Here is a 25012-nt window from a genome sequence, read left to right as displayed (position 1 = left end):
GTCTGGGTGAAACGGAGGCCATCGGTTCCGAGCTGGTTGCGGACATGAGTGGCGGTGCGCGGGGCTGCTTCGCGTGGGAACGAGATGGCCGACGGCCGAGGCGGTGGTGCGCTGCTGGGTGATTGGCATTGAGTGCCCCTGGTGGGGGTGGGGAGGGGGCGTTGGCGGTGGCGGAGGCCGCGGTTCCTTCCGTGGGTCTCAGTGAGTCGTCGAAGCAGGCCCTGGAGGCGTTCACCGGGATGCGGTTGCACCGGTCGAATCTGCCGGTGTTGGCGTACGACCTGAACGCGTTGGAGGTGCTGGCGGATCGGGTGCGGACCCTGTTGGTTCCGGAGCTGGCCCAGACGATCAAGGCGGTTCGGGCGGCGGGGGAGGGTGAGGTCTACGACCGGTTCGTGGCGCAGACGGCTCCGTTCGTGGAGTTGTTGGACGGGGTCGCCGATCTGAAGGTGAACGCGGCCCAGGCGATGCGGGGCTTCCTGAACCAGATGGAGCTGACGGATCGTCAGGCGCTGGTCATGTTCGTCTTCATGATGACGGAGTTGGCGGTCGCGTTCGCGATGGCGTTTGTCCTGCCGGTGGAGGCGGCGGCGCACATCGTGAAGACCCGGACGATCATCCAGACGATCCTGCGGTCGTCGATGGTGCGGGCGGCGGCGAGCAGCACGGCGATCCAGATGTTGTTCATGCCGGGGTCGTCGTTGTTGGCGCAGATCAGCATGCTGGCTGATGGTCTGATGCCGGGGGTCGACTGGGCGCAGGTCGGTAAGCAGGCGTTGTACGGGTTGGCGGTGGCGGGTGTGACCACGGCGGCCGGGCCGGCGTTGGGCCGGTTCGCCGGGGTCGTGGGTGGTGCTCTGGCGAAGTTCGAAGTGTCGGATGCCACGCGTAACCTGCTGACCAGCCTGATGATGGTGCCGGTGTCGGAGGTCGGCCTGGAGGTGGTCGGCGACGTCGCCGCCAGCTACATCGTCGACGGGACCTACGACCCCGGTGGTCTCGGTATGGCCGTGATTTCCGGGGCGTTGTCGGGGTCGGGTGAGTTGGGCGCGTCCGGGGCGGGGGCCGCTGCGCGTCGCGTGGCTGTCGGTTTGGGGTTCAATCCGACCCGGTCCCGGTGGAACATGCCCGCCGGTACCGGTTTCACCGCCGACGGCAGGCCGGTCGCTCCGGTCACTCCGGCACCGTCCACGTATCAGCCGGAGGTCGACGATCCGGCGGGTGCGGGCTCTGGCGGGCCGGCCCCGGTGCCCGTCCCGCTGGTGTCGGCACCGTCGCTGTCGCCACCGGCGCCTGCGGCGCCTGAACCGATGCCCGTGCCGGCGTGGTCGACGCCGGACCTGCCGGTGCCGTCGTGGTCCGTGCCGAGCTTCTCGGTGCCGCTGGTGCCGGTGCCGGACCTGCCGGTGCCGTCGTGGTCCGTGCCGAACTTCTCGGTGCCGACGGTGCCGGTGGTGCCCGTGCCGGAGTGGGTAGCGGTCGCCGGTGCGCTGGTGGTGGAGCAGTGGCAGCGGTTCCAGCGGGAACTGGTGGACCACTATGGTGGACTGCTGGCCGGGATGGGGCAGGCGCGGCAGTTCCTGGCCGCGCTTCCCGTGTCGGTTGAGCGGGTGTTCGCCGGGTGGGTCGACGCCCGGCGGGGTGATCGGGCTGTTGCGGCTTTCCTGTCCGCGGTCGGTCTGCCCGCTGCCGCGTTGACCGAGGGGTATCTGACGGGTGTCCGGCAGCGGGCGGTGGCCCGGGTGGTCGAGGCGTTGGCGTTCTCCGGTGGGCGGATCCCGGCCGAGGTGCGGGCGCGGCAGGTGATCGCCGGGCTGCCGGCGGAGTTCGACCGGCAGGCGCTGCGCTCGCTCGCGCACCTGGCCGTTCAACACCACATCGGCCAGTACCTCGCCGCCGGCCTACCCACAGGCCCCGGCACGCCGACAGGCGCTGGCGTGTCGGGGGGCGCTGGGGCGGTGGTGCCGTCCGCTGGCGTGCTCAGGGCGGTCGAGGGCGGCGTGTGGAGCCAGGTGGACCGTGGGGTCGATGTGATCCTCGGTGCCCCTGCCGTGCTGCCGGGTGTGGTGGCCGGTCCCGACGCCGGGCAGGTCAGTGCCGTGGCGAGGGTGGTCCGGCAGGCGGTTACCGACCTGTCCGCCCGTTTCTCGGCCGTGACGGTCCCCGGTGTCACCGGGGCGGCCGCCGGTGTGGCTACGGTCGATGTCGAGGAAGGCGGGCGTGTCGGCGGGCCGACGGTGCCGGTGATGTCCGAGCGGCACACCGCGGCGGCGGCTGGTCTGGCGCAGGCCCAGTTCACCGCGTTGGCCCGCCGCTACGGTGTCGATCCGGCCGGTCATGCGGCGTTGGTCACCTCGTTCCAGCGGGAGTGGGTGGACGGGTACCACAAGGTGCTCGTGTCGGCCGGCGGGAGCGTGACGCCCGGGACGGCGGATGTGGTCGGGGCCCTCGGTACGGTGCCGGGTGGTGTCAGCTCCCGTGTCGGTGGCATGTCGATCGTCGACGTCGTCAGCGTCGGTGATACGGCGTCGGTCAGTGACGTGTCTGTGGCAAGCGGTGGAGTGTTCAGCCCCGATCTCGGCTCCCGGGACACGGATTCGACCGGTTTCAGGGACTCGGGTTCGATCAGTGGTGTGTCGTTGCTGGACGAGTCGATCAGTGCCGGCTCTGGCGGTCTCGGCGAGCGGGCCGTCGCGGCGACTGGGCCGGCCGTGGAACGAATCCACGATCTCGCCAGCGGCGGCTACGGCCGTGCCAGCGACGCTCAGCTGCGCCGGCTCGCTGCGGACCTCGGTATCCAGGCGGCGTCGCCGGACGGGGTCCTGCCGCGGCTGTTCGAGGTGTCCAGGGATGTCGTCATGGCGGACACGTTCAGCGGTGTGTACTTCGCCGACCCGGTGGTGGCGGATCTGGACGCGGCGGCGGATCGCACGGCGGCGCAGGCGCTGCCGTCGGTGGAGGGATGGTTCACCATCGCCGGGCACCGGAACCTGGCCGAGCGGCTGGCCGACGATCCGGTGCGTCAGGCCTTGTTCCTCCGGATGATCACCGCCTCGCCCGCCTGGCAACACGCCGTCGCGCAGGCGCGACAGCGGGGCGGCGGCATACCTGACATCTTGCTGGTCTGGTGCGACGGGGCATGGCGGGGACCGGGGCAGGCCACCTCCTTCGGTGGATGGTTGCGCACCCAGCTCCGTGCCCGGCGGTTGATGTCGTCCACGCACGAGGTGGACCAGATACCCGGCGAGCTGCGGCCACACGGGGACGAGCCGGTGCGGTCGGTGTTGTTCTCGGATGGTTCGGTGGAGTTGTTCGGGCCGGATCTGGTGGAGGCGGTACGGACCGCGGACATCGTCGAGAACGGTCAGGAACCCGGCGTGCGCTGGCCGGATCAGGAGGACTTCGCCGCCGCTGGCGGCCGGCACCGGTGGGCCGGCAACACCTCAGGCGGGCAGTCGCCCGATCCAGCGGAAGGCGGCGACCCGTCTGGTCCTGGCCCGGTGTCCGCCGCCCAGTGGGTGTGGGGCCCGTCGCGGGATCCAGGGGCGCAGTTGCCGGTGCCGGGCCCTGCCCTCGGACCGGACCACCCGCAGGGTGAGGACCTGTCCTGGCTGGACCACTGGGATACGCTGCCGATGTCCGGGCCTGCACCTGCCCCGCCGGCGGGCACGGGTCTGCCAGGGCTGCCCGGGCCGTTGGACGACCCGGACGCACCCACCGCATCGTCCTGGCCGGCAGGGCCGGCCGCGTCGTCCTGGCCGGCGGGGTGGGCGGAACCGGGGTGGCCGGTACCCGGCATGGGCGTGACCGACGGGCACGGTGCGGCGATGTCCACCGACTTCGACCAGCCGAGCACCGACGATCAGGCCAGCGACGGCGGGAACCTCGGCGACTGGGCCACCTACCAGGGGCCGGACATGGACTGGCAGCCATACCTCGCGCCCTCCCCGGCGGTGGCCCGCACCGACGCCGGCACTGTCCACGCCGGCGACACCCTCCATCACCCGGCCGACGAGCCACCCACCACCCCCGCCCCACTCCACCCCGACCAACCCCAACCCACTGCGGGCAGCCGATGGGTGCGCGACCCGGATAGGGCCCGGACGCTGTTCGACCAGCACGCCGACCACATCGCCACCACAACACCGCAGCCGGAACAGCTGCGGCAGTTGTGGAACACCCTGATCGACCGTATGGACGACAACGGGATCATCACCGCCAGCGAGTCAGACCTCGCCGAGGCGACATCCACACCGCAGCGGACGGTGCGTGACCGGATCGGGGTATTGCGCGACCGTGGTCTGCTGCAGCGGGTCCAGGGAGGTCGCGGTCGCGGGGCGGCGCGGTACGGGGTGAGCGATCCGGGTCAGCCCCGGCAAGCACCACTGCCGGCCCCTCCCGAGGGCAGCCAGTGGGTGCGCGACCCGGGCGGGGCCCGGGCGCTGTTCGACCAGCACGCCGGCCACATCGCCACCACAACACGGCAGCGGGAACAGCTGCGGCAGTTGTGGAACGCCCTGATCGACCGGATGGACGACAACGGGATCATCACCGCCAGCGAGCCAGACCTCGCCGAGGCGACATTCACACCGCGGCAGACGGTGCATGCCCGGATCGGGGTATTGCGCGGCAGTGCTCTGCTGCAGCTGGTCCAGGAAGGTCGCGGTGGCGGGGCGGCGCGGTACGGGGTGAGCGATCCGGGTCAGCCCCGGCAAGCACCACTGCCGGCCCCTCCCGAAGGCAGCCAGTGGCTGCGCGACCCGGGCGGGGCCCGGGCGCTGTTCGACCAGCACGCCGGCCACATCGCCACCACAACACGGCAGCGGGAACAGCTGCGGCAGTTGTGGAACGCCCTGATCGACCGGATGGACGACAACGGGATCATCACCGCCAGCGAGCCAGACCTCGCCGAGGCGACATTCACACCGCGGCCGACGGTGCATGACCGGATCGGGGCATTGCGCGGCAGTGCTCTGCTGCAGCTGGTGCAGGAAGCACACGGTGGCGGGGCGGCGCGGTACGGGGTGAGCGATCCGGGTCAGCCCCGGCAAGCACCACTGCCGGCCCCTCCCGAAGGCAGCCGATGGCTGCGCGACCCGGGCGAGGCCCGGGCGCTGTTCGACCAGCACGCCGGCCACATCGCCACCACAACACGGCAGCGGGAACAGCTGCGGCAGTTGTGGAAGGCCCTGATCGACCGGATGGATGACAACGGGATCATCACCGCCAGCGGGTCAGACCTCGCCGAGGCGACATTCACACTGCAGCCGACGGTGCATGCCCGGATCGGGGTATTGCGCGACCGTGGTCTGCTGCAGCGGGTCCGGGAAGGTCGCGGTCGCGTGGCGGCGCGGTACGGGGTGAGCGATCCGGGTCAGCCCCGGCAAGCACCGCTGCCGGGCCCTGCCCTCGGACCGGACCGCCCGCAGGGTGAGGACCTGTCCTGGCTGGACCACGGGGCTACGGTGCCGATGTCCGGGCCTGCACCTGCCCCGCCGGCGGGCACGGGTCTGCCAGGGCTGCCCGGGCCGTTGGACGACCCGGACGCCCCCACCGCGTCGTCCTGGCCGGCGGGGTGGGCGGAACCGGGGTGGCCGGTACCCGGCATGGGCGTGACCGACGGGCACGGTGCGGCGATGTCCACCGACTTCGACCAGCCGGGCATCGACGATCAGGCCAGCGACGGCGGGAACCTCGGCGACTGGGCCGGCGAGGGCGGGAACCCCGGCGACTGGGCCACCTACCAGGAGCCGGACATGGACTGGCAGCCATCCCTCGCGCCCTCCCCGGCGGTGGCCCGCACCGACGCCGGCACTGTTCACGCCGGCGACACCCTCCATCACCCGGCCGACGAGCCACCCACCACGCCCGCCTCGCCGCAACCCGACCAACCCCAACCCCAACCCCAACCCCAACCCCAACCCGCTGCGGGCAGCCGGCGGGTGCGCGACCCGGGCGAGGCCCGGGCGCTGTTCGACCAGCACGCCGGCCACATCGCCACCACAACACGGCAGCGGGAACAGCTGCGGCAGTTGTGGAACGCCCTGATCGACCGGATGGACGACAACGGGATCATCACCGCCAGCGGGTCAGCCCTCGCCGAGGCGACATCCGCACCGCAGCCGACGGTGCATGACCGGATCGGGGTATTGCGCGACCGTGGTCTGCTGCAGCGGGTCCAGGAAAGTCACGGTCGCGGGGCGGCACGGTACGGGGTGAGCGATCCGGGTCAGCCCCGGCAAGCACCACTGCCGGCCCTTCCCGAAGGCAGCCAGTGGCTGCGCGACCCGGGCGGGGCCCGGGCGCTGTTCGACCAGCACGCCGGCCACATCGCCACCACAACACGGCAGCGGGAACCGCTGCGGCAGTTGTGGAACGCCCTGATCGACCGGATGGACGACAACGGGATCATCACCGCCAGCGGGCCAGCCCTCGCCGAGGCGACATCCACACCGCCGCGGACGGTGCATCACCGGATCGGGGTATTGCGCGACCGTGGTCTGCTGCGGCTGGTCCAGGAAGGTCACGCTGGCGGGGCGGCGCGGTACGGGGTGAGCGATCCGGGTCAGCCCCAGCAAGCACCGTTGCCGGCCCTTCCCGCGGGCAGCCGATGGGTGCGCGACCCGGAGGGGGCCCGGGCGCTGTTCGACCAGCACGCCGGCCACATCGCCACCACAACGCAGCAGCGGGAACAGCTGCGGCAGTTGTGGAAGGCCCTGATCGACCGGATGGATGACAACGGGATCATCACCGCCAGCGAGTCAACCCTCGCCGAGGCGACATCCACACCGCAGACGACGGTGCATGACCGGATCGGGGCATTGCGCGGCAGTGGTCTGCTGCGGCTGGTCCGGGAAGGTCACGCTGGCGGGGCGGCGCGGTACCGGGTGAGCGATCCGGGTCAGCCCCGGCAAGCACCGGTGCCGGGCCCTGCCCTCGGACCGGACCGCCCGCAGGGTGAGGACCTGTCCTGGCTGGACCACGGGGGTACGTTGCCGATGTCCGGGCCGGTACCTGCCCCGCCGGCGGGCACGGGTCTGCCCGGGCTGTCAGGGCTGCCCGGGCTGTCAGGGCTGCCCGGGCTGTCAGGGCTGCCCGGGCCGCCAGACGACCCGTACGCCCCCACGGCATCGCCCTGGCCGACGGGGCCGGCCGCGCCGGCCTGGCCGACGGGGTGGGCGGAACCAGCGGGGCCGGTTCCCGGCACTGGTGTGACCGACGGGCACGGTGCTGCGATGTCCACCGACTTCGGCCAGCCGAGCACCGACAATCAGGCCGGCGACGGCAGCGGAAACCCCGGCGACTGGGCCACCTACCAGGAGCCGGACATGGACTGGCAACCATCCCTCGCACCCTCCCCGGCGGTGACCCGCACCGACGACGGCACTCTCCACACCGGCGACACCCTCCATCACCCGGCCTACGAGCCACCCACCACCCTCGCCCCACTCCACCCCGACCAACCCCAACCCCAACCCGCTGCGGGCAGCCGGCGGGTGCGCGACCCGGGCGAGGCCCGGGCGCTGTTCGACCAGCACGCCGACCACATCGCCACCACAACACGGCAGCGGGAACAGCTGCGGCAGTTGTGGAACACCCTGATCGACCGGATGGACGACAACGGGATCATCACCGCCAGCGAGCCAGCCCTCGCCGAGGCGACATCCACACCGCGGCGGACGGTGCATGACCGGATCGGGGCATTGCGCGGCAGTGCTCTGCTGCAGCTGGTCCAGAAAGGCCACGGTCGCGGGGCGGCGCGGTACCGGGTGAGCGATCCGGGTCAGCCCCAGCAAGCACCGTTACCGGCCCTTCCCGCAGGCAGCCGATGGGTGCGCGACCCGGATGAGGCCCGGACGCTGTTCGACCAGCACGCCAGCCACATCGCCACCACAACGCAGCAGCGGGAACAGCTGCGGCAGTTGTGGAACGCCCTGATCGACCATATGGACGACGACGGGACCATCACCGCCAGCGAGTCAGCCCTCGCCGAGGCGACATCCACACCGAAGCAGACGGTGCATCACCGGATCGGGGTATTGCGCGGCAGTGGTCTGCTGCGGCTGGTCCGGGAAAGTCACGCTGGCGGGGCGGCGCGGTACCGGGTGAGCGATCCGGGTCAGCCCCGGCAAGCACCGTTGCCGGGCCCTGCCCTCGGACCGGACCACCCGCAGGGTGAGGACCTGTCCTGGCTGGACCACGGGGGTACGTTGCCGATGTCCGGGCCGGTACCCGCCTCGTCGGCGGGCACGGGTCTGCCCGGGCTGTCAGGGCTGCCCGGGCCGCTGGACGACCCGGACGCCCCCACAGCGTCGTCCTGGCCGGCGGGGCCGGCCGCGTCGTCCTGGCCGGCGGGGTGGGCGGAACCAGCGGGGCCGGTTCCCGGCATTGGTGTGACCGACGGGCACGGTGCTGCGATGTCCACCGACTTCGGCCAGCCGAGCACCGACAATCAGGCCGGCGACGGCAGCGGGAACCCCGGCGACTGGGCCACCTACCCGGTGGACCCAGCCGATCTGCTCGGTGTGGACCCAGCCGACCTGCTCGTCCTGCTTGATCCGCTCCATCCGGCGTGGGTCGGCCCGCCCACGGCCGTGGACATGGAACCCGACCCCGGGCCGCAACCGATGGATCCGCCCCGGCCGCAGGCCCCACCCGGCCCGACGTCGTGGTCGCAGCCCAGCGGCGACCAGCCCAGCCAGTTCCCAGGGACTCAGTCGTTCCCGCCCGGACCGGGCATGCAGGATCCGGCACCTCAGTTGCCGATGCCCGGGCCCGCACCTGCCCCGTCGGCGGGCACGGGTCTGCCTGGGCTGCCCGGGCCGCCAGACGACCCGGACGCCCCCACAGCGTCGTCCTGGCCGGCGGGGCCGGCCGCGTCGTCCTGGCCGGCGGGGTGGGCGGAACCAGCGGGGCCGGTTCCCGGCACTGGTGTGACCGACGGGCACGGTGCTGCGATGTCCACCGACTTCGGCCAGCCGAGCACCGACAATCAGGCCGGCGACGGCAGCGGGAACCCCGGCGACTGGGCCACCTACCCGGTGGACCCAGCCGATCTGCTCGGTGTGGACCCAGCCGACCTGCTCGGTGTGGACCCAGCCGACCTGCTCGTCCTGCTTGATCCGCTCCATCCGGCGTGGGTCGGCCCGCCCACGGCCGTGGACACGGAACCCGACCCCGGGCCGCAACCGATGGATCCGCCCCGGCCGCAGGCCCCACCCGGCCCGACATCGTGGTCGCAGCCCAGCGGCGACCAGCCCAGCCAGTCCCCAGGGACGCAGTCGTTCCCGCCCGGACCGGGCATGCAGGATCCGGCACCTCAGTCGCCGATGCCCGGGCCCGCACCTGCCCCGTCGGCGGGCACGGGTCTGCCTGGGCTGCCCGGGCCGCCAGACGACCCGGACGCCCCCACGGCATCGTCCTGGCCGGCGGGGCCGGCCGCGTCGTCCTGGCCGGCGGGGTGGGCGGAACCAGCGGGGCCGGTTCCCGGCACTGGTGTGACCGACGGGCACCGTGCTGCGATGTCCACCGACTTCGACCAGCCGAGCACCGACAATCAGGCCGGCGACGGCAGCGGGAACCTCGGCGACTGGGCCACCTACCAGGAGCCGGACATGGACTGGCAACCATCCCTCGCGCCCTCCCCGGCGGTGACCCGCACCGACGCCGGCACTCTCCACACCGGCGACACCCTCCATCACCCGGCCGACGAGCCACCCACCACCCCCGCCCCACTCCACCCCGACCAACCCCAACCCACTGCGGGCAGCCGGTGGGTGCGCGACCCGGGCGGGGCCCGGGCGCTGTTCGACCAGCACGCCGACCACATCGCCACCACAACACGGCAGCGGGAACAGCTGCGGCAGTTGTGGAACACCCTGATCGACCATATGGACGACGACGGGATCATCACCGCCAGCGTGTCAGCCCTCGCCGAGGCGACATTCACACCGCGGCAGACGGTGCATGACCGGATCGGGGCATTGCGCGGCAGTGCTCTGCTGCAGCTGGTCCAGGAAGGCCACGCTGGCGGGGCGGCGCGGTACCGGGTGAGCGATCCGGGTCAGCCCCAGCAAGCACCGTTACCGGCCCTTCCCGAAGGCAGCCGATGGGTGCGCGACCCGGATAGGGCCCGGACGCTGTTCGACCAGCACGCCAGCCACATCGCCACCACAACGCAGCAGCCGGAACAACTGCGGCAGTTGTGGAACGCCCTGATCGACCATATGGACGACGACGGGATCATCACCGCCAGCGTGTCAGCCCTCGCCGAGGCGACAACCACACCGCGGCCGACGGTGCATCGCCGGATCGGGGCATTGCGCGGCAGTGCTCTGCTGCAGCTGGTCCAGGAAGGCCACGCTGGCGGGGCGGCGCGGTACCGGGTGAGCGATCCGGGTCAGCCCCAGCAAGCACCGTTACCGGCCCTTCCCGAAGGCAGCCGATGGGTGCGCGACCCGGATAGGGCCCGGACGCTGTTCGACCAGCACGCCAGCCACATCGCCACCACAACACGGCAGCCGGAACAACTGCGGCAGCTGTGGAACGCCCTGATCGACCGTATGAACGACGACGGGATCATCACCGCCAGCGAGTCAGACCTCGCCAAGGCGACAACCACACCGCGGCCGACGATGCATCGCCGGATCGGGGCATTGCGCGGCAGTGGTCTGCTGCGGCTGGTCCGGGAAGGTCACGCTGGCGGGGCGGCGCGGTACGGGGTGAGCGATCCGGGTCAGCCCCAGCAAGCACCGTTGCCGGGCCCTGCCCTCGGACCGGACCACCCGCAGGGTGAGGACCTGTCCTGGCTGGACCACTGGGATACGGTGCCGATGTCCGGGCCGGCACCTGCCCCGCCGGCGGGCACGGGCCTGCCCGGGCTACCCGGGCCGCTGGACGACCCGGACGCCCCCACCGCGTCGTCCTGGCAGGCGGGGTGGACGGAACCGGGGTGGCCGGATCCCGACAGTGATGTGACCACCCACGGTGCTGCGATGTCCACCGACCCCGGCCAGCCGCGCAATCAGGCCGACGAGAGCAGCGGGAACCTCGACGACTGGGCCACCCACCAGGGGCCGGACATGGACTGGCAACCATCCCCAGCGGTGACCCGCACCGACGCCGGCACTCTCCACGCCAGCGACACCCCCCATCACCCGGCCGACGAGCCACCCACCACCGCCCCACTGCACCCCGACCAACCCCAACCCCAACCCACTGCGGACAGCCAGTGGGTGCGCGACCCGGATGATGCCCGGACGCTGTTCGACCAGCACGCCGGCCACAACGCCCCCGCAACGCGGCAGCGGGAACAGCTGCGGAAGTTGTGGAACGCCCTGATCGACCATATGAACGACGACGGGACCATCACCGTCACCGAGTCAGACCTCGCCAAGGCGACATCCACACCGCAGCGGACGGTGCATGACCGGATCGGGGTATTGCGCGACCGTGGTCTGCTGCAGCTGGTCCAGGAAGCAAACGGTGGCGGGGCGGCGCGGTACAGGGTGAGCGATCCGGGCCCGCCCCAGCAAGCACCACTGCCGGCCCTTCCCGCGGGCAGCCAGTGGGCGCGCGACCGGAATGATGCCCGGACGCTGTTCGACCAGCACGCCGGCCACAACGCCCCCGCAACGCGGCAGCGGGATCAGCTGCGGAAGTTGTGGAACGCCCTGATCGACCGTATGAACGACGACGGGCTCATCACCGTCACCGAGTCAGACCTCGCCGCGGCGACATCCACACCGCAGCGGACGGTGCATGACCGGATCGGGGCATTGCGCGACCGTGGTCTGCTGCAGCTGGTCCAGGAAGCAAACGGTGGCGGGGCGGCGCGGTACAGGGTGAGCGATCCGGGGTCAGCCCCGGCAAGCATCGGTGCCGGGCCCTGCCCCCGGACCGGACCCGCCCGCAGGGTAGTGAGGATCTGTCCTGGCTGAACCACGGGGATAGGGGTGCCGGTAACGAAGGTGTCACCAGCCGCCAAATTGTTGATCTTGGTTGACGGCGTGGCCGCAGTCGAGAGGTGTTCGTGCTGGTGTCCCGTTAGAGGGTCCTTCACCGGGCGCCTCGCGCCAGGTTTCTGAGGGCCGTCGCGTCGCAGGTCAGGCCGTCCCGTAAGACCCGCCCGGTAAGGTGCCCGGTGAGCGGGGGGTAAACGCTACAGTCGCTCGGTGGCTGGGCTACTCATTGGATATGCGCGGGTGTCGACGGACGAGCAGGACCTCACCGCGCAGCTCGACGCGTTGACCGTGTTGGGAGTCGGCGCGGAGCGGATCTATGTCGACAAGGGTCTGACGGGAACGAACCGGGCTCGCCCGGGCCTGCGGGAGGCGTTGGCGGCGTGCCGGGCCGGCGACACCCTTGTGGTGACGAAGCTGGACCGGCTCGCCCGGTCGGTCGCCGACGCACACGACATCGCCAAGGAGCTCACCGCGCGCGGAGTGAAGCTGAACCTGGGCGGCTCGGTGCACGATCCGACGGATCCGGTGGGCAAGCTGTTGTTCACGGCGTTGGCCATGGTGGCGGAGTTTGAGGCGGATCTGGCCCGGATGCGCACCCGGGAGGGCATGAAGGTTGCCAAGGCCAAGGGCCGACTGCGGGGCAAACAGCCGAAACTCAACGCGCGGCAGGAGGCACACCTGGTCGCGCTGCACCACGCTGGCGAGCACACCAGCGCCGAGCTGGCCGAGTTGTTCGGCGTCGCCCGCTCGACGGTGTACCGGGCGATCGAGCGAGCGGCGGCTCCCGGACGGCCGACGCCGTGATCACGAAGCCACCTCGTCCGTCAAAGGCCCTTCAGGACACGATCAAGGGTCGACCGGCCTATCGGACCCCAGTTCGGCTTGCCGCCAGGCAGACCGCGGTCCCCGTTCTGGCCCATCAGCATCAGGAACAGGCTCTTCATGGCGGCCAGCCCGCGCGCCCGTCGGACCGTCGCCTCGTCTGCCTGGGCGTAGCTGTCGAAGAACCGCGAGACGCTTCCCTCGGGCAGCAGCAGCCAGGCGGCCCCGAGGTCCCACGCCGGATCGCCGGCGAAGAGCGCGCCGAAGTCGACGATGCCCGCCAGTGTGCCGTCGGCGATGACGACGTTCGCGGGATGCAGGTCACCGTGTACCCACACCCGTGGTCCCGGCCACTCGGGGGTCGCTTCCGCGTCGTTCCACACAGCCCGGATGTCGTTCTCGGCGAAGCCGAAGCCGTCGAGGTCCACAGCCGCAAGGAAGTGCTCGAACCCGCCCCTGGAGTCCTTGGGGTGGGTGCCGAAATCCGAGGCGACCGGCGCATCGGCGGGCGCCTCCACATGCAGCGCCTTGAGAAAAGCCGCCAGCATGTCGGCCGCGTGGTCGCCGCGAGTGATCGAGCCGTCGTCCAGGGGCGTGCCTTCCACCCATGTCATGACCGTCCAGATCTTGGGGAAGCGCTCGGACGGTGTGCCGCTGCGCACCGGAGTCGGGATCGGAAGCGGCAGGCGTGAGGCCAGCAGCGGCAGCCAGCGGCGCTCCTTGAGCTGCAGATCGGGGCTTTGGTCCATCCGCTGCATCCGGACGGCCAGGTCGTCCCCGAGACGCCACATCTGGTTTCCCCAGCCGCCCGCCACCTCGCGGATGGGCAGCTCGGCCAGGTCCGGATGCTGCTCGCGCAGCAAGTCGCGGACCAGATCTTCGCTGACCTCAATCTCGGCTTCAATCACGGGAGGCACGGTATCTGAGCTTCATGACCCCACCGACGCGGCGGGAGTGTGAGCCGGCCACCCGGGCTGAGGCCACCACCAGACGACCGACCATCGCGGACATCCGCGCCGGCCCGGCCGCCGAGGAGGAGTCGCAGGCCATCGCCAGCGACGCCCGCGCCTACGCCGCCGGCCGCCGCGACGCCGACACCGCCATTACGGCCACACCGCCGGCCCAGCCGGTCCCCGGCCAGGCTCGGGACGCCAACGAGGAGGCCACCATGATCATCCCCAGCCCGGGCAGTGGCAACTACCGCTGATCCTGCTCAGTAATGGCCGAACTGGGGGCGGGACCCGGCCGGGAAACGGACCGGATCCCGCCCCCAGCGCTGGAGAGACTGCTCCTGTCGACGGCTGGCTTGCCAGACCGGACCGGATCGGCTCCGGCTCACCGGGTGCGGCTGAGGGCCGCAGCGAGGCGGTCGAGGTGATGTGAGACGGGGCCGACGGTGAGCACGCCGCTGCCGGCCCCGGCCAGTTCGTCGGCGGCCGGTGCGAGTTCGGCATGGGCGCGTTTCATCGTGGCCCGGTCGTTCAGCGTGATCGCAGCTTGGGCGGTGAGGCACCATAGCGCCTCGAACAGCAGGTCACGTGGCGGGTCTGGGGACTGGCGCAGGGCCGCGGCGGCGTCGGCCGGGCGGTCGCGGGCCAGCAGGACGAGTGGGCGGACCCAGGGCGCGTAAGGGCCCCAGTCGGTGTCGTCGTCGAACGCGGCCGGGCCGCCGCGCCACACGCGCAGGCACAGCAGGGCCAGCGGAAGGAGGCCCCGCTCGACCCCGGGCATGCCGGCGTTGGCGAGCTGCGCCGCGGCGTCCCGGTAGGCGGCCTCCGCAGCCTGCGGCGACGACCCGGTCGCGGCCAGTCGCAGCGCTCGGTACCACTGCGTGAACACGCCGACCAGCGGGCTCTCGTACCGCTCGGCGCGTTGGTCCGCAGCGGCGGCGTGGGCGTCGGCGGCGGCGAAGTCGGCGAGGGCGCTGCGGGCCTGCAGGCGGATGAGGTGACCGAGGATCTCGAACGTCACCAGGCCGTGCCGGGCGCAGAGTGAGACGAGCTCGGTGCCGATGTCGTCTCGCTCGCGGGCGAGGCCCGCGCGGTGGAAGGTCTGCATGAACACGCCGTTGAGGGCGAAGGCCAACAGGGCCGGGTCGCCCAGGCCACGGGCGATCCGCTCGGCCTGCCGGGCTGCCTCGGGCCCGCGCGCCGCGCGTGTACCGCGCGACTCCACGGCGATCGTGGCCAGCAGGCGAGCCCTGGTGGCGTCGGGCGACCCGGGGTGAAGGGCGGCCAGGGCCCGCTCGGCCGCCGCCGCGATCTGCGCGGCCTGCGTCGGGTCGTCGGAGCGGGTCCAGATTGCGGGTACGTCGTAACCACCGATTACCCGGGCGGTGAGTTCGACGTCGCCGAGTTGCTCGGCTGCGGCGACGGCCGCGATCCGTTGGTCCCGAGCCGCCTCGAGCCCGCTCGCCCCGGTCACCGCGAGACTTCGCAGCAGGCCGACCGTCGACTCGAGCCGGGCCCGAGAGCCGGTCGCGACGGTACGGTCGTATGCCGCCGCGGCCTCCGCCCAGATTCGTTCCGGGTCCGGCGAGCCGGGGCCGTCGTTCACCTGGTCGGCTTGCCGGAGGATGTCGGTCTCCAGGCGACGCAGGCGTGGGCTCGGATCGATACCGAGCTGTTCGAGGAGCAGACTACGGGCTCGGCGGAGGACCGCGAGGGCGTCTCCTTGCCGTCCCGTGCGGTACAAGGCCAGTGCCAGCAGCCGCCACGCCTCCTCCCGCCAGGGGTGCTCGGCCACGTGGGCGTCGAGATCCGGTACGACGTCGGCGGCGCGCCCGAGCGCCAGTCGCGCCTCGGCACGTTGCTCGATCGCGTTCAGCCGTAGTTGTTCGAGTCGGGACCGCTCGGCGCGCGCCCACGGCTCGTCGTCGAAGCCGGCGTACGCGGGCCCTCGCCACCAGCTCAGCGCATCATCGAGCAGCTCAACCGCCCGGCGCGGCGGTGCGGCGGACGCGGCGGCAACCGACTCCTCGAACCGCCAAGCGTCGACGGTGTCCGGCGCTGCCCGAAGCACATAGCCCGGTCCCTCGGTGACCAGCAGCCGAGCCGGTTCACGCGGCGCACGCTGCGGCTCGAGAGCACGCCGCAACGCTGCCACGAACGTGCGGACGGCGCTCACCGCGCCCGGCGGGGGCTCCTCCCACAGGTCGTCAACGAGGCGGCTGACCGAGACGACCCGGCCGCGCGCGACGACAAGCCGCGCCAGCACCGCACGATGCTTCGGCCCCTTCACGTCGATCAACGCGCCGGCACCGTCCCAGGCGACGACCGGCCCGAGAACACCGAACCCGACGTGCACCGCTCGAACCGCCCTTCCGCCTGGACCAACGTAGCGCGCTCATCGGTTGCTCATCGGCAACCGGCAGCCTGGACTCGTCCACCCGACGAGAAAGGGACAACATGACTTCCGCCATTCCCGGTTTCGACTACCAGCGCGTCGCGGTCGAGGACGATGTGACGCTGAACGTGGCGGTGGGCGGCACCGGCAGCCCGATCGTGCTGTTGCACGGATTCCCGCAAACCCACCTCATGTGGCGACACGTCGCCGTCGACCTGAGCACCGACCACACAGTGATCTGCCCGGACCTGCGCGGCTACGGGGCCAGCGAAAAACCCGCCGAGCGCGACGCCGACACATACTCCAAGCGGACCATGGCCGCCGACATCGTCAAACTCGCCACCACGCTCGGCCACGAGCGCTTCGCCCTGGCCGGCCACGATCGCGGTGCTCTCGTCGCCATCCGCGCCGGCCTCGACCATCCCGCTACGATCACCCACCTCGCCGTGCTCGACGTCCTGCCGACCCTAGACATGTGGGACATCCTGCATGGGGCCACCGCCGCGGTCGCCTTTCACCTGTACCTGATGGCCCAGCCGCCCGGGCTGCCCGAGCAGATGATCAGCGCCAGCGCGGACGCCTTCTTCGGTCACTTCCTCGACGCATGGGCCCAGAACCCGCAGGCCATCCCCGCGGACGTACGGGAGGAGTACCTGAAAGCCTCCCGCGAGGCGGTCCCGTCCATCGTCGCCGACTACCGCGCCACGGCCGGCATCGACCTCGAACATGATCGAGCCGACCGAGCCGCAGGAAACCGCCTCGGCATGCCGGTCACCGTTGTCCAGCAGGACTGGGGAGCTGCTCTCGGCTACGACGCCGCCGCACTGTGGCGCACCTGGGCCGCTGATCTGAAGCACCGCACCACGTCAGCCGGGCACTTCATGGCCGAGGAAGCACCCGACGAGATCATCAAGGTGCTGCGCTGCCTCCTCGGGCGATAACACATCGCACGCCCGCACGACGCGACGTGCTCAATTCGGAATTTCCGCGGTAAGCGGGCGGCTTCTCTGCGCGGTCGGGCAGTTCGGCGTCATGGTGGCGGGACCAGAGGGACCCGATGACCGTGAGGGCGTGCCACCGGCGTCCACGGGTACCGGCCCACGGCGGGGAAGAAGCACGAACGAGGTACAACCGTGCCCATTGCCGCGGTCGGCCCGTCGCACGGTCGAGGCGGGCCACTCCGGCGCAGCACCGCGTGGCAGTTCGAAGAGGTCAGCCCGAGCCGGCCGCCGACGCGCTTCCGGTTCCCACCGGCAGATGTGCGAAGCGCTGACGGCGAACGGCTGCGGGTTCCTACTCCGTCGTGCCGGTACGGCAGAGCAGCTTGAGCTGATCGAGCGTGAGTTCCTGGGTGCGGTCGGCCGCCTTGCTGCTCACCCAGGAGTGCACCCGGCGATTCGGCATTTCGGTGCAGGAGGTCGAGGCCGTGGTGTCGGCGGTGCTGGTCTGGAGCGGTCGCAGCGCGTCGGGACCGGCAGTGACCGCCAACACGGCAACAACCGCCGCAACTCGTCGCACCGCAAACAGCATCCGCGCCACCCTCGTCCTTGTCTTCAAGCAGGCCGGATCCTGCCCTACGTCGTCAGATAGTCGGTGTGAGAGTTCGTCAACTTTCCATGGTTGGGACGGTAGCGGGTGACGAGTCCGGTCGGGCGAGCTGCCGAATCCGGGGACGTCGTCGACCAGGACAACGCCGGTCGTCGCCGTCGGGCTGCGCGCAACGAGTCGCCGAACGGATACGGGAGCGCTGTCGACCAGGACGGCACGGAGTTGCCGAACGGTCTGGGTGCTGGCGTTCAGCCGTTTCGGTTGATGGTGGCGAGCAGGTCGGTGACTCGGGTCTTGATGTCGTTGCGGATCTGGCGGACGACGTGGAGGCGTTGCCCGGCGGGGTCGGTGAGTTTCCCCAGTCTTCGTAGCGTTTGCCGGGAAGACGGGGCAGGCGTCGCCGCAGCTGCGCTTGGTGGAGGTAACCGGCTGCGGCCCGAAGGGCAAAGGGCGCCGCTCAGCGGGCTTTCTTCGTCGCCCGTTTGCGGGGTGGCGTCAACAGGTCGGCGATCGCTGCGATCGCGGACGGCACGAGGCGGTAGTACGCCCAGACGCCTCGCTTCTCGCGTTCGAGTAGGCCGGCCTCGGTGAGGATCCGAAGGTGATGACTCACGGTCGGCTGGGAGAGCCCGAGCGGGGCGGTGAGGTCACTGACGGACGCCTCACCCTGCGGGGCGGATTGGATCAGGCTGAGCAGTCGCAGCCGGGCCGGGTCGGCGACCGCCTTCAGCACTCCCGCGAGCCGCTCGGCGTCGGCACGCTTGATCGGCTCGCCGGCAAGCGGCGAGACGGCTGGCGTAGCTGTTTTCGGAGTTGGCACGTCTTCCATCGTTGCACCAACACCATCGATATGCCGGTGGAACCAGGACCTGGTCACCGTCAGGCTGCGGGTAGGAAGCTTCGGCGATCCGTCCCGGCCGTATCCGGGGCCGGATGGGCGGTGCCGGCATCAGCCCAGCGTGACGCGGAACGTGGGCCACTCGGCATGATGATCCGTGGACGGAGGGAGATGCCGAGCGTGCCCGGATCATGTGACGTGGTGGTCGTCGAGGGCGGGCAGGGTGGCTTGGCGGCGGGGGGCTACTACCTGCGCCGCGCCGGCCTGGATTACGTCATCCTCGACGCCCAGTCGCAGCCGGGTGGCGCGTGGCGGCACGGCTGGGACTCGTTGCGGCTGTTCTCGCCGGCGGAGTACAGCCCGCTGCCGGGGGTGGGGGATGCCTCGGCAGGAGGGCGAGGAGTTCCCGACCGCCGGGTACGTCGTGGACTACCTGCGGGCCTACGAACTGCGGGTGCATCGGCCGGTGGTGGTCATCAGCGCGCCGCCGGACTGGCTGCCCTCGATCACGAGAGGCGCGAGGTTGGCGCGGGCGGCATAGACGGCAGCGGTGTATCCGGCGGGTCCGGAACCGATGGCACCGAATGCTGCTACGCCCTCCAGGACAAGGTCTGGGTACGCGGCCCCGGTAACGCCTGGGAGGTCTACACCGTCAAGGCCGACTCCGACCACCTGGAGAAGGCCACCGAGAGCTCCTGCTGCACCCCCGCCACCGACAAGGAACCCGCCACCGTCGGAGCCACCGGAACCTGCTGCTGACCGGTGCGGGACGGATGCCGTGCCCGGCCTGCTGGCGACCTCCGGCCGACATCGGCCGGCACGGCACCCGGCAAGGCCGAACCGGCGAACCTAAAGATCGTGTGAAACGGCCCCACCACCGCACTGCCCGGAATGCCGGGCTCCGGGGACCGGGTCAACATCAAGACCAAGCTGATCAAACGTCAGATGTACGGACACGCCGGCTTCCCTCTCCTACGAAAGCCGGTGCGAGGCCGAACGGGGCGCGGCCCTGACCGCTCAGATCACCTTGTGTAGCCGGCCCGTTGCCGCTGGTGGTGGCGGGGCTGCCGGCCGGTCGATCGCGGCGCGTGCGGCATCGTGCGGGCCAGGCCGGGCGGGTGTCGCCGTACGGCCTGTCGCGTTCGGGTTGGGGTCTGCTGTGGGGAGGATAATCGGGCGACGGTAGGGCGGCGGATCGCCAGAATCGTGGGTCATGGCCCTCGCTGTCCCGGTCGCCGGCTTTCTGGTGTTGCCCCCACGCCTCGATCGCACCGCCGAGCTGCTGGCCGAGTCGACCTGGCGACGAGGCTTGGCGGTGGAGCATCTGTCCAGTCCGGTCGTGCCTGCCCGGCTGCGGCATGCTGTGGGCGGGCACCTCTACGGCGGACCCATCTTCGCTGGTGCGGTCGCTGAGGATCTCGACTTGGCGCTGCTCGAACCGGCTGATGACTGGCTGACGCGGCTGCCGTACGAGTACACCCACCGCGACATCGCCCTGACCACGCTCGGTGAGGCGCGCTGGTCCCGTACGCCGATGTTCGTCAAGCCGCCCAGGGACAAGACCCTGCCGGCCGACGTCTACGCCGACGGTTCCCGCCTGCCCGGTAACGAGCGTTACCCCGCTGACACTCCGGTGCTGGTCAGTGAGATCGTGACGTTCCTGGCGGAGTACCGGTTATTCGTCCTCGACGGCATGGTGTACGTTGCCAGCCGCTACGCCACCAACGGTCGGCTCGACCCAGCCCCCCTGGACGTCTGCGCGTACCGCGCCGCCGTGCTCGACTTCGCCGCCGGCCTGCTCGACGCCTGCGCCGACAGCCTGCCCAACGCGGTCGTCGTCGACGTCGGCCTCGCCAGCAACGCCGACCGCGGCGACGAACACTGGGCCGTCGTGGAGGCGAACATGGCCTGGTTCAGCACAAGCTACGCCGCCGACCCCAACCGGGTACTCGACGTGGTGCTTCGCGCCGCCGCCTGACTCCCCACGACCGGGCGTTCACCCGACCTCCCGCACCCGCCGGATAGCGGCCCCCGCCGGCGACCAATATCGGCACTCAGAGAGAAACGGGGAACTCCGAGGACTCGAGCTGGAGCAGGCCAGGCAGGCTCGTCAGGCGGCGCGTAGGTCGCGGGCGCCGAGCCGGAACGGGCGCGTGAACTCGGCGCCGCATCCGGCGCACCAGGCCCGGAACAGCAGGCTGGTCGCGGTGTCCGTCGCGGCCGGTTCCACCTCGTACCGCATGCCTTCGATCACGGTGTACAGCCGCTGCCAGCGAGGCAGGCAGACGCAGGTCGTCGCGCTCACGTGGATGCCTTGCCGTCGTCGGGGTCGGGGGCCCGCCACTCTCGCGGCTTGCCACCGGTCGCAGTGGCGACCGCGTCGGCGTCGCGGTGCCCGTAGGCGGTGCGAACCCCGGAGATGGACATGCCTGCGGCCGCGGCCAGGTCGCCCAACGTGTACGGGCGAGGCTGGACGAACTCGCGGCCGTAGGCGAGTAACTCGCGGATCCGCTGCTCGGCTTCCTCCTTGGCGCGGCGCGCAGCGGCCAGCGCCCCGATCAGCGGGTCCTGGCCGCCTTCCTCCCACGCCAGCCGCAGATTCTCCTCGGCCTGCCGCTGTTCCTCGGTGGCCTGGTGGCGCCCTTCGAGGAAGCCCTCGTGGTCCTCGTCGCCGGCTTCGCGGGGCTGTGGGATCGGGTGCAGGATCGCGGCCACGTCGGTGAAGATGTCTCGTCGACTCATGCCTACATTCTGCGCACACTTTTGCGATGATCGCAATAGACTGCGCTAGTTGCATTTGATGACAATGCCCGCGGCAGTCCACATCGGTGCGGACTCGTTCGTCCCCAACGCGCAGACGGGGACGGGAAATGTCGTAGCGCTCCGGCATCCTCGGTCCGTACGCATGTCCTGCGATAAGCCGTGAGGTGCACGGTGGGCCAGGTCCACAAGCTCCGGACGTCGTCGTCGACTCCGACCTTCGCCCACGCCGTCGAGACGTTCCTCTTCGCGCGCACCGCCGCCGGCGCTTGGTCGCCCGGGACCGCGGTCATGTACAGGCAGGCCTCGGCCGTGCTCGCCACCCGGCTCGCCGGCACACCAGTCGGCGACGACATCGCCGCGCTGGACACCGACGTCGGGGCTATTGCGCTCGCACAGGCGTACACCGCGGCGTTCGGCGCCACCGCCCCGGCCGCCCAGGTCCGTCACCTGTCCACCGTGCGCTTGGCGCTGGCGTCGTGGCGCGGGTTGGCCGGCTTGGTCGCCGACGTCGGTCTGCGCGATAAGACGTTGTGCTGGCTGTTCTACGAGACCGCCCCTCGCGCCAAGGAGATCGTCGCCCTCGACGTGGGCGCCCTCGGGCTGGCCAGCAAACGCGCCGCGGGTGTTGTCCAAGGGCGGCAAGACCGAGTGGGTGTCTTGGCAGATCGGCGCCGCCATGCTGCTGTCCTGGATGCTGGCCGGACGTGCCGGCAGGCCGGTGTTCCTCGCCGACGGCAAGCCGGCCCGGGCCGTGGCCACCGTCGACCTGCGCCCCGTCACCGGCCGGGCCTGGATGTCCTACCGCCGCGCCGCCGAGATCTTCGAGCACGCGACCTGTTCCCTCGCTGACCCGGTCGACCGGGCGCAGGGCTTCACGCTGCGCCAGCTGCGCCACACGATGCTCACCTACGAAGCCGAGAACGGCACGAACACCGCCACCCTGCTCGCTCGGTCCCGGCACGCCTCCGTCCGCTCCCTGGAGCGCCACGCCCGGCCGGGCACGGAAGCCGTCGCCGCGCACGTCACCGCGACCGACCTGGCCTCCAAGCGCCGGACGGGGCAGAGGTGACATGGCGTTCGCGGCGATCCGCCCCGAGGCCGGCCGCATCGACGCCACCCTGCCCGACCTCGGTCGCGGACTGACGTGGGACCAGGTGCACAAGACCCGCCCCCGGGTCGCGCTGCGCTGCCCCGAGTGCGGCCACGGCGTGCACGCCAACAGGAACGGCAGCGCGAGATCCGGGCGGCAGAGCAGCGCCGGCAGTGTGAGATCGAAGCCGAGCAGGCTCGGCAGCGGCGTGAGGCCGAGGAACGGCAGCGCCAGGAGCAGGCCCGCGCCGCCGAGGAACAACGGCTGCGGCAGGAACTGGAGGAAGATCTGGCCGTAGGCCGGTGGTGGGCGCAGCTGTCGGCCGGCACGGCACCGGCGCGAGGTCGAACCCGCGAACCCGGGGTGCCGGTAACGAACGTGTCATCAGCCGCCAACAGTTGATCTTGCATGTGGGTAGGGCGCCACCACCGCGGAGGCCGCTACCGCCCGACGTCTCCGGAAGGCAGGATCAGGGCATGCAGGTGTCGGTGCTGTACTTCGCGGACTGCCCGAACTGGCGCGACGCCGGACAACGGCTGCGGCAGGCCCTCGACCTGGTCGGTCGGCCCGAAGCCGAGATCAGCTTCGTGGCGGTCGAGACCGAGGCGGACGCGGCGGCGGTCGGGTTCGCCGGATCCCCGACGTTCACTGTCGACGGCGTCGATCTGTTCGCTTCGGCACCGGTCTGCGGGCTGACGTGCCGGGTGTATGCCACGCCCAGCGGCCTCGCCGGTGTACCGGAGGTGGACGACCTGGTCGCCGCACTCAGTAAGGTCGGGTCATGACGCTCGCTGCCGACACCGCCGCCGGCTCCGGTCTGCGCTGCTGCGGCTGTTGCGGCCGGCACCTGCCCGCCGGCCGGGTCGCCGAACTGGGCGTCACCTTTGTCCTCACCGACCCCGACGGCAACCAGGTGCGGATCGGCAGCCCCCGGCCCTGACCTCGACTGCCGGTGCTGCTCAGGGGTGGGTGCGGGGCGCGTACATGATGACGGCGACGCCGACGAGACAGATGACGGCGCCGATGATGTCCCACCGGTCGGGGCGGAACTTGTCGACGACCATGCCCCAGGCGAGGGAGCCGGCGACGAAGACGCCGCCGTAGGCGGCGAGGATGCGTCCGAAGTTCGGGTCGGGTTGCAGGGACGCGACGAACCCGTAGGCGCCGAGGGCGACGACGCCCCCGGCGATCCACCACAGGCCACGGTGTTCGCGCCAGCCCTGCCAGATCAGCCAGGCTCCGCCGATCTCGGCGACGGCGGCGAGGACGAACAGCAGCAGCGAGCGCAGGACTGTCACGTGGGCACGGTACCGGTGTTGATCAGGTGGTGCCGCACGCGCAGCCGCTGGCACAGCGTCGGGGGTGGTGTTGCCGCGATGACCACCACCAGGCGCCGCCGGCGACGGCGGCGAGCGCGACGGAGATGCCGGGCATCCACTGCCCGGCCAGCGCCCATCCGGTGCCGGACAGCACGCCGGCGGCGAGGAGCAGCGGGATGGCGCAGCACGCCGCGCATGCCAGGCCGGCGAGGCCGGTCAGTCCGGACGGCAGCACCCGGCGGGCGCGGTCAACGAGGGTCGGCATGTGGTGCTCCTTGCGCGATGGTGGCGAACGGGATCGTGCAGCAGGGCTGGCCGGCGCAGGTGACGAGGTCGTCACAGCCGGCGTCGACGGTGGCGCGTAGCGTGTCGGCGATGATCTGGAGGTCGGTGATCTTCGCCTCGACCTCGGTCAGTTTGGCGCGGGCGCGGTCGTGCAGGCCCGTGTCGCGGTGTCGGTCGTTCCGTGAAGGGCGAGACCACCGACGCCTGGTACTCCGGAAAGCACCGAGACTTCGGCGCGAACATCCAAGCGATCATCCGCCCGGACGGGCTGCCGATCTGGACATCGGCGGCGATGCCCGGGCACCTGCACGACACCAGCTGCGCCCGCGAACTCGGGGTGACCGCCACACTGAACTGGTCCGCCGCCGAACTGGACCTACCCGCACTGGCCGACTCCGGCTACGAAAGCGCAGGCCACGGCATCAAGACCCCGGTCAAGCAGCCTACTGACGGCAGCCGACTCGCACCCGACAACCGCGCCTACAACCGGCTGCTGCGCGGGCTGCGCTGGCAAGGCGAACGCGGCTTCGCCATCCTGATCGGACGCTGGAAAACGCTACGCCACACCACCGCCAGCCCACGCCGGATCGGCGACGTCGTCGCCGCCGCACTCCACCTGACTCATTTCGAGTACAAGTACCTACCCGAATCTTGTTGAGATCACTTCTTGCGAACACGAACGTGGAAGGCGAGGCAGAGATGGATGGCGGCCTCGTGGACTGCGGTGCTGTACGAGAGATGGAGGTTGTTTGGCCCTCCGGAGCCGGCTTGCGGAAGCAGGCTTCAAACCACCACGAGGGGCGTTGGCTGAAGACCGTCGTCCTGAGCGTCGTTGGAAAAGGCGCGGCGTGATCGCGTCAGGTGTGGACCGGGAAGATGAGCGATGAACGTCGAGTTCTCTGCCGTTGACGTGTCGAAACTCAGTCAGACGACATCAAAACCGAGGCCGGAAGTGAGTCTCGGGATGAGCCTGGGGGATATCCGCTTACTGCCCAGGTGGTGTCCGGCATATAGGCAGCATGAGCCCGGTCCAGGCTCT

General features: G+C 71.1%; 19 protein-coding genes. 11 read left to right on the top strand and 8 right to left on the bottom strand.

The window, feature by feature from the left end:
• Positions 1-191 precede the first annotated feature (191 nt).
• Positions 192-11939, top strand: a complete 11748-nt coding sequence (locus GA0074694_RS26160; RefSeq protein WP_091462668.1) for a hypothetical protein — start codon at positions 192-194, stop codon at positions 11937-11939.
• A 234-nt stretch (positions 11940-12173) separates the two neighbouring features.
• Positions 12174-12767: a recombinase family protein gene (locus GA0074694_RS26155; protein ID WP_091462667.1), complete on the top strand. Its 594-nt coding sequence runs from the start codon at positions 12174-12176 to the stop codon at positions 12765-12767.
• Positions 12768-12787: 20 nt separating this feature from the next.
• Here the strand turns inward: GA0074694_RS26155 and GA0074694_RS26150 are convergent, their stop codons facing one another.
• Positions 12788-13693, bottom strand: a complete 906-nt coding sequence (locus tag GA0074694_RS26150; RefSeq protein WP_091462666.1) for an aminoglycoside phosphotransferase family protein — start codon at positions 13691-13693, stop codon at positions 12788-12790.
• A gap of 23 nt (positions 13694-13716) precedes the next feature.
• Here GA0074694_RS26150 and GA0074694_RS26145 point away from each other — a divergent pair, with 23 nt between their 5' ends.
• Positions 13717-13992: a hypothetical protein gene (locus GA0074694_RS26145; protein WP_091462665.1), complete on the top strand. Its 276-nt coding sequence runs from the start codon at positions 13717-13719 to the stop codon at positions 13990-13992.
• A gap of 128 nt (positions 13993-14120) precedes the next feature.
• Here the strand turns inward: GA0074694_RS26145 and GA0074694_RS26140 are convergent, their stop codons facing one another.
• A complete protein-coding gene (locus GA0074694_RS26140; protein WP_091462664.1) occupies positions 14121-16091 on the bottom strand; it encodes an AfsR/SARP family transcriptional regulator in 1971 nt (656 codons plus the stop codon).
• A gap of 101 nt (positions 16092-16192) precedes the next feature.
• Between GA0074694_RS26140 and GA0074694_RS26135 the strand changes: the two genes are divergently transcribed.
• A complete protein-coding gene (locus GA0074694_RS26135; RefSeq protein ID WP_091462663.1) occupies positions 16193-17071 on the top strand; it encodes an alpha/beta fold hydrolase in 879 nt (292 codons plus the stop codon).
• A gap of 352 nt (positions 17072-17423) precedes the next feature.
• On the opposite strand, the gene GA0074694_RS26130 is transcribed toward GA0074694_RS26135, so the two are convergent.
• Entirely contained in the window at positions 17424-17669 is a 246-nt protein-coding gene (locus GA0074694_RS26130; RefSeq protein ID WP_141714282.1) for a hypothetical protein, read from the bottom strand.
• Between the two features lie 466 nt (positions 17670-18135).
• Positions 18136-18507, bottom strand: a complete 372-nt coding sequence (locus GA0074694_RS26125) for an ArsR/SmtB family transcription factor (RefSeq protein ID WP_091462661.1) — start codon at positions 18505-18507, stop codon at positions 18136-18138.
• 180 nt (positions 18508-18687) lie between these two features.
• Between GA0074694_RS26125 and GA0074694_RS34015 the strand changes: the two genes are divergently transcribed.
• Together GA0074694_RS34015 and GA0074694_RS26110 are read left to right on the top strand one after the other, a co-directional pair.
• Positions 18688-19275: a hypothetical protein gene (locus GA0074694_RS34015; RefSeq protein ID WP_342670949.1), complete on the top strand. Its 588-nt coding sequence runs from the start codon at positions 18688-18690 to the stop codon at positions 19273-19275.
• Positions 19276-19729: 454 nt separating this feature from the next.
• Positions 19730-20494: an ATP-grasp domain-containing protein gene (locus tag GA0074694_RS26110; protein WP_091462660.1), complete on the top strand. Its 765-nt coding sequence runs from the start codon at positions 19730-19732 to the stop codon at positions 20492-20494.
• A gap of 132 nt (positions 20495-20626) precedes the next feature.
• Here the strand turns inward: GA0074694_RS26110 and GA0074694_RS26105 are convergent, their stop codons facing one another.
• Both GA0074694_RS26105 and GA0074694_RS26100 read right to left on the bottom strand, forming a co-directional pair.
• The gene (locus GA0074694_RS26105; protein WP_091462659.1) at positions 20627-20821 is read right to left on the bottom strand and encodes a hypothetical protein; all 195 of its coding nucleotides are present in this window, start codon (positions 20819-20821) and stop codon (positions 20627-20629) included.
• On the bottom strand, positions 20818-21258 hold the full coding sequence (locus tag GA0074694_RS26100; protein ID WP_091462658.1) for a hypothetical protein: 441 nt from the start codon (positions 21256-21258) through the stop codon (positions 20818-20820). Before GA0074694_RS26100 ends, GA0074694_RS26105 begins: the two co-directional genes overlap by 4 nt.
• 673 nt (positions 21259-21931) lie before the next feature.
• Here GA0074694_RS26100 and GA0074694_RS33350 point away from each other — a divergent pair.
• The 4 genes from GA0074694_RS33350 (at position 21932) to GA0074694_RS31990 (ending at position 23309) form a co-directional block, all read left to right on the top strand.
• Positions 21932-22348, top strand: a complete 417-nt coding sequence (locus GA0074694_RS33350; protein WP_245714914.1) for a site-specific integrase — start codon at positions 21932-21934, stop codon at positions 22346-22348.
• Positions 22349-22474: 126 nt separating this feature from the next.
• Positions 22475-22771 (top strand): hypothetical protein, encoded by a 297-nt coding sequence (locus GA0074694_RS31995; protein WP_176738131.1) that lies wholly within the window; start codon positions 22475-22477, stop codon positions 22769-22771.
• Positions 22772-22845: 74 nt separating this feature from the next.
• Positions 22846-23154: a hypothetical protein gene (locus GA0074694_RS26085; protein WP_091462656.1), complete on the top strand. Its 309-nt coding sequence runs from the start codon at positions 22846-22848 to the stop codon at positions 23152-23154.
• The gene (locus GA0074694_RS31990; RefSeq protein ID WP_176738130.1) at positions 23151-23309 is read left to right on the top strand and encodes a hypothetical protein; all 159 of its coding nucleotides are present in this window, start codon (positions 23151-23153) and stop codon (positions 23307-23309) included. The genes GA0074694_RS26085 and GA0074694_RS31990 overlap by 4 nt, the downstream gene beginning before the upstream one ends.
• A 19-nt stretch (positions 23310-23328) precedes the next feature.
• Here the strand turns inward: GA0074694_RS31990 and GA0074694_RS26080 are convergent, their stop codons facing one another.
• Together GA0074694_RS26080 and GA0074694_RS26075 are read right to left on the bottom strand one after the other, a co-directional pair.
• Entirely contained in the window at positions 23329-23667 is a 339-nt protein-coding gene (locus GA0074694_RS26080) for a YnfA family protein (protein WP_091462655.1), read from the bottom strand.
• Between the two features lie 22 nt (positions 23668-23689).
• Entirely contained in the window at positions 23690-23953 is a 264-nt protein-coding gene (locus tag GA0074694_RS26075; protein ID WP_091462654.1) for a hypothetical protein, read from the bottom strand.
• Between the two features lie 201 nt (positions 23954-24154).
• On the opposite strand from GA0074694_RS26075, the gene GA0074694_RS26065 reads away from it, so the two are divergent.
• Positions 24155-24631 (top strand): transposase family protein, encoded by a 477-nt coding sequence (locus GA0074694_RS26065; protein ID WP_245714913.1) that lies wholly within the window; start codon positions 24155-24157, stop codon positions 24629-24631.
• Positions 24632-25012 lie beyond the last annotated feature (381 nt).

Origin of the sequence: Micromonospora inyonensis, assembly GCF_900091415.1 — a bacterium.
Classification (GTDB): domain Bacteria; phylum Actinomycetota; class Actinomycetes; order Mycobacteriales; family Micromonosporaceae; genus Micromonospora; species Micromonospora inyonensis.
Note: the sequence above shows the minus strand (reverse complement) of the source record. Positions and strands in the feature narration are given on the sequence as shown.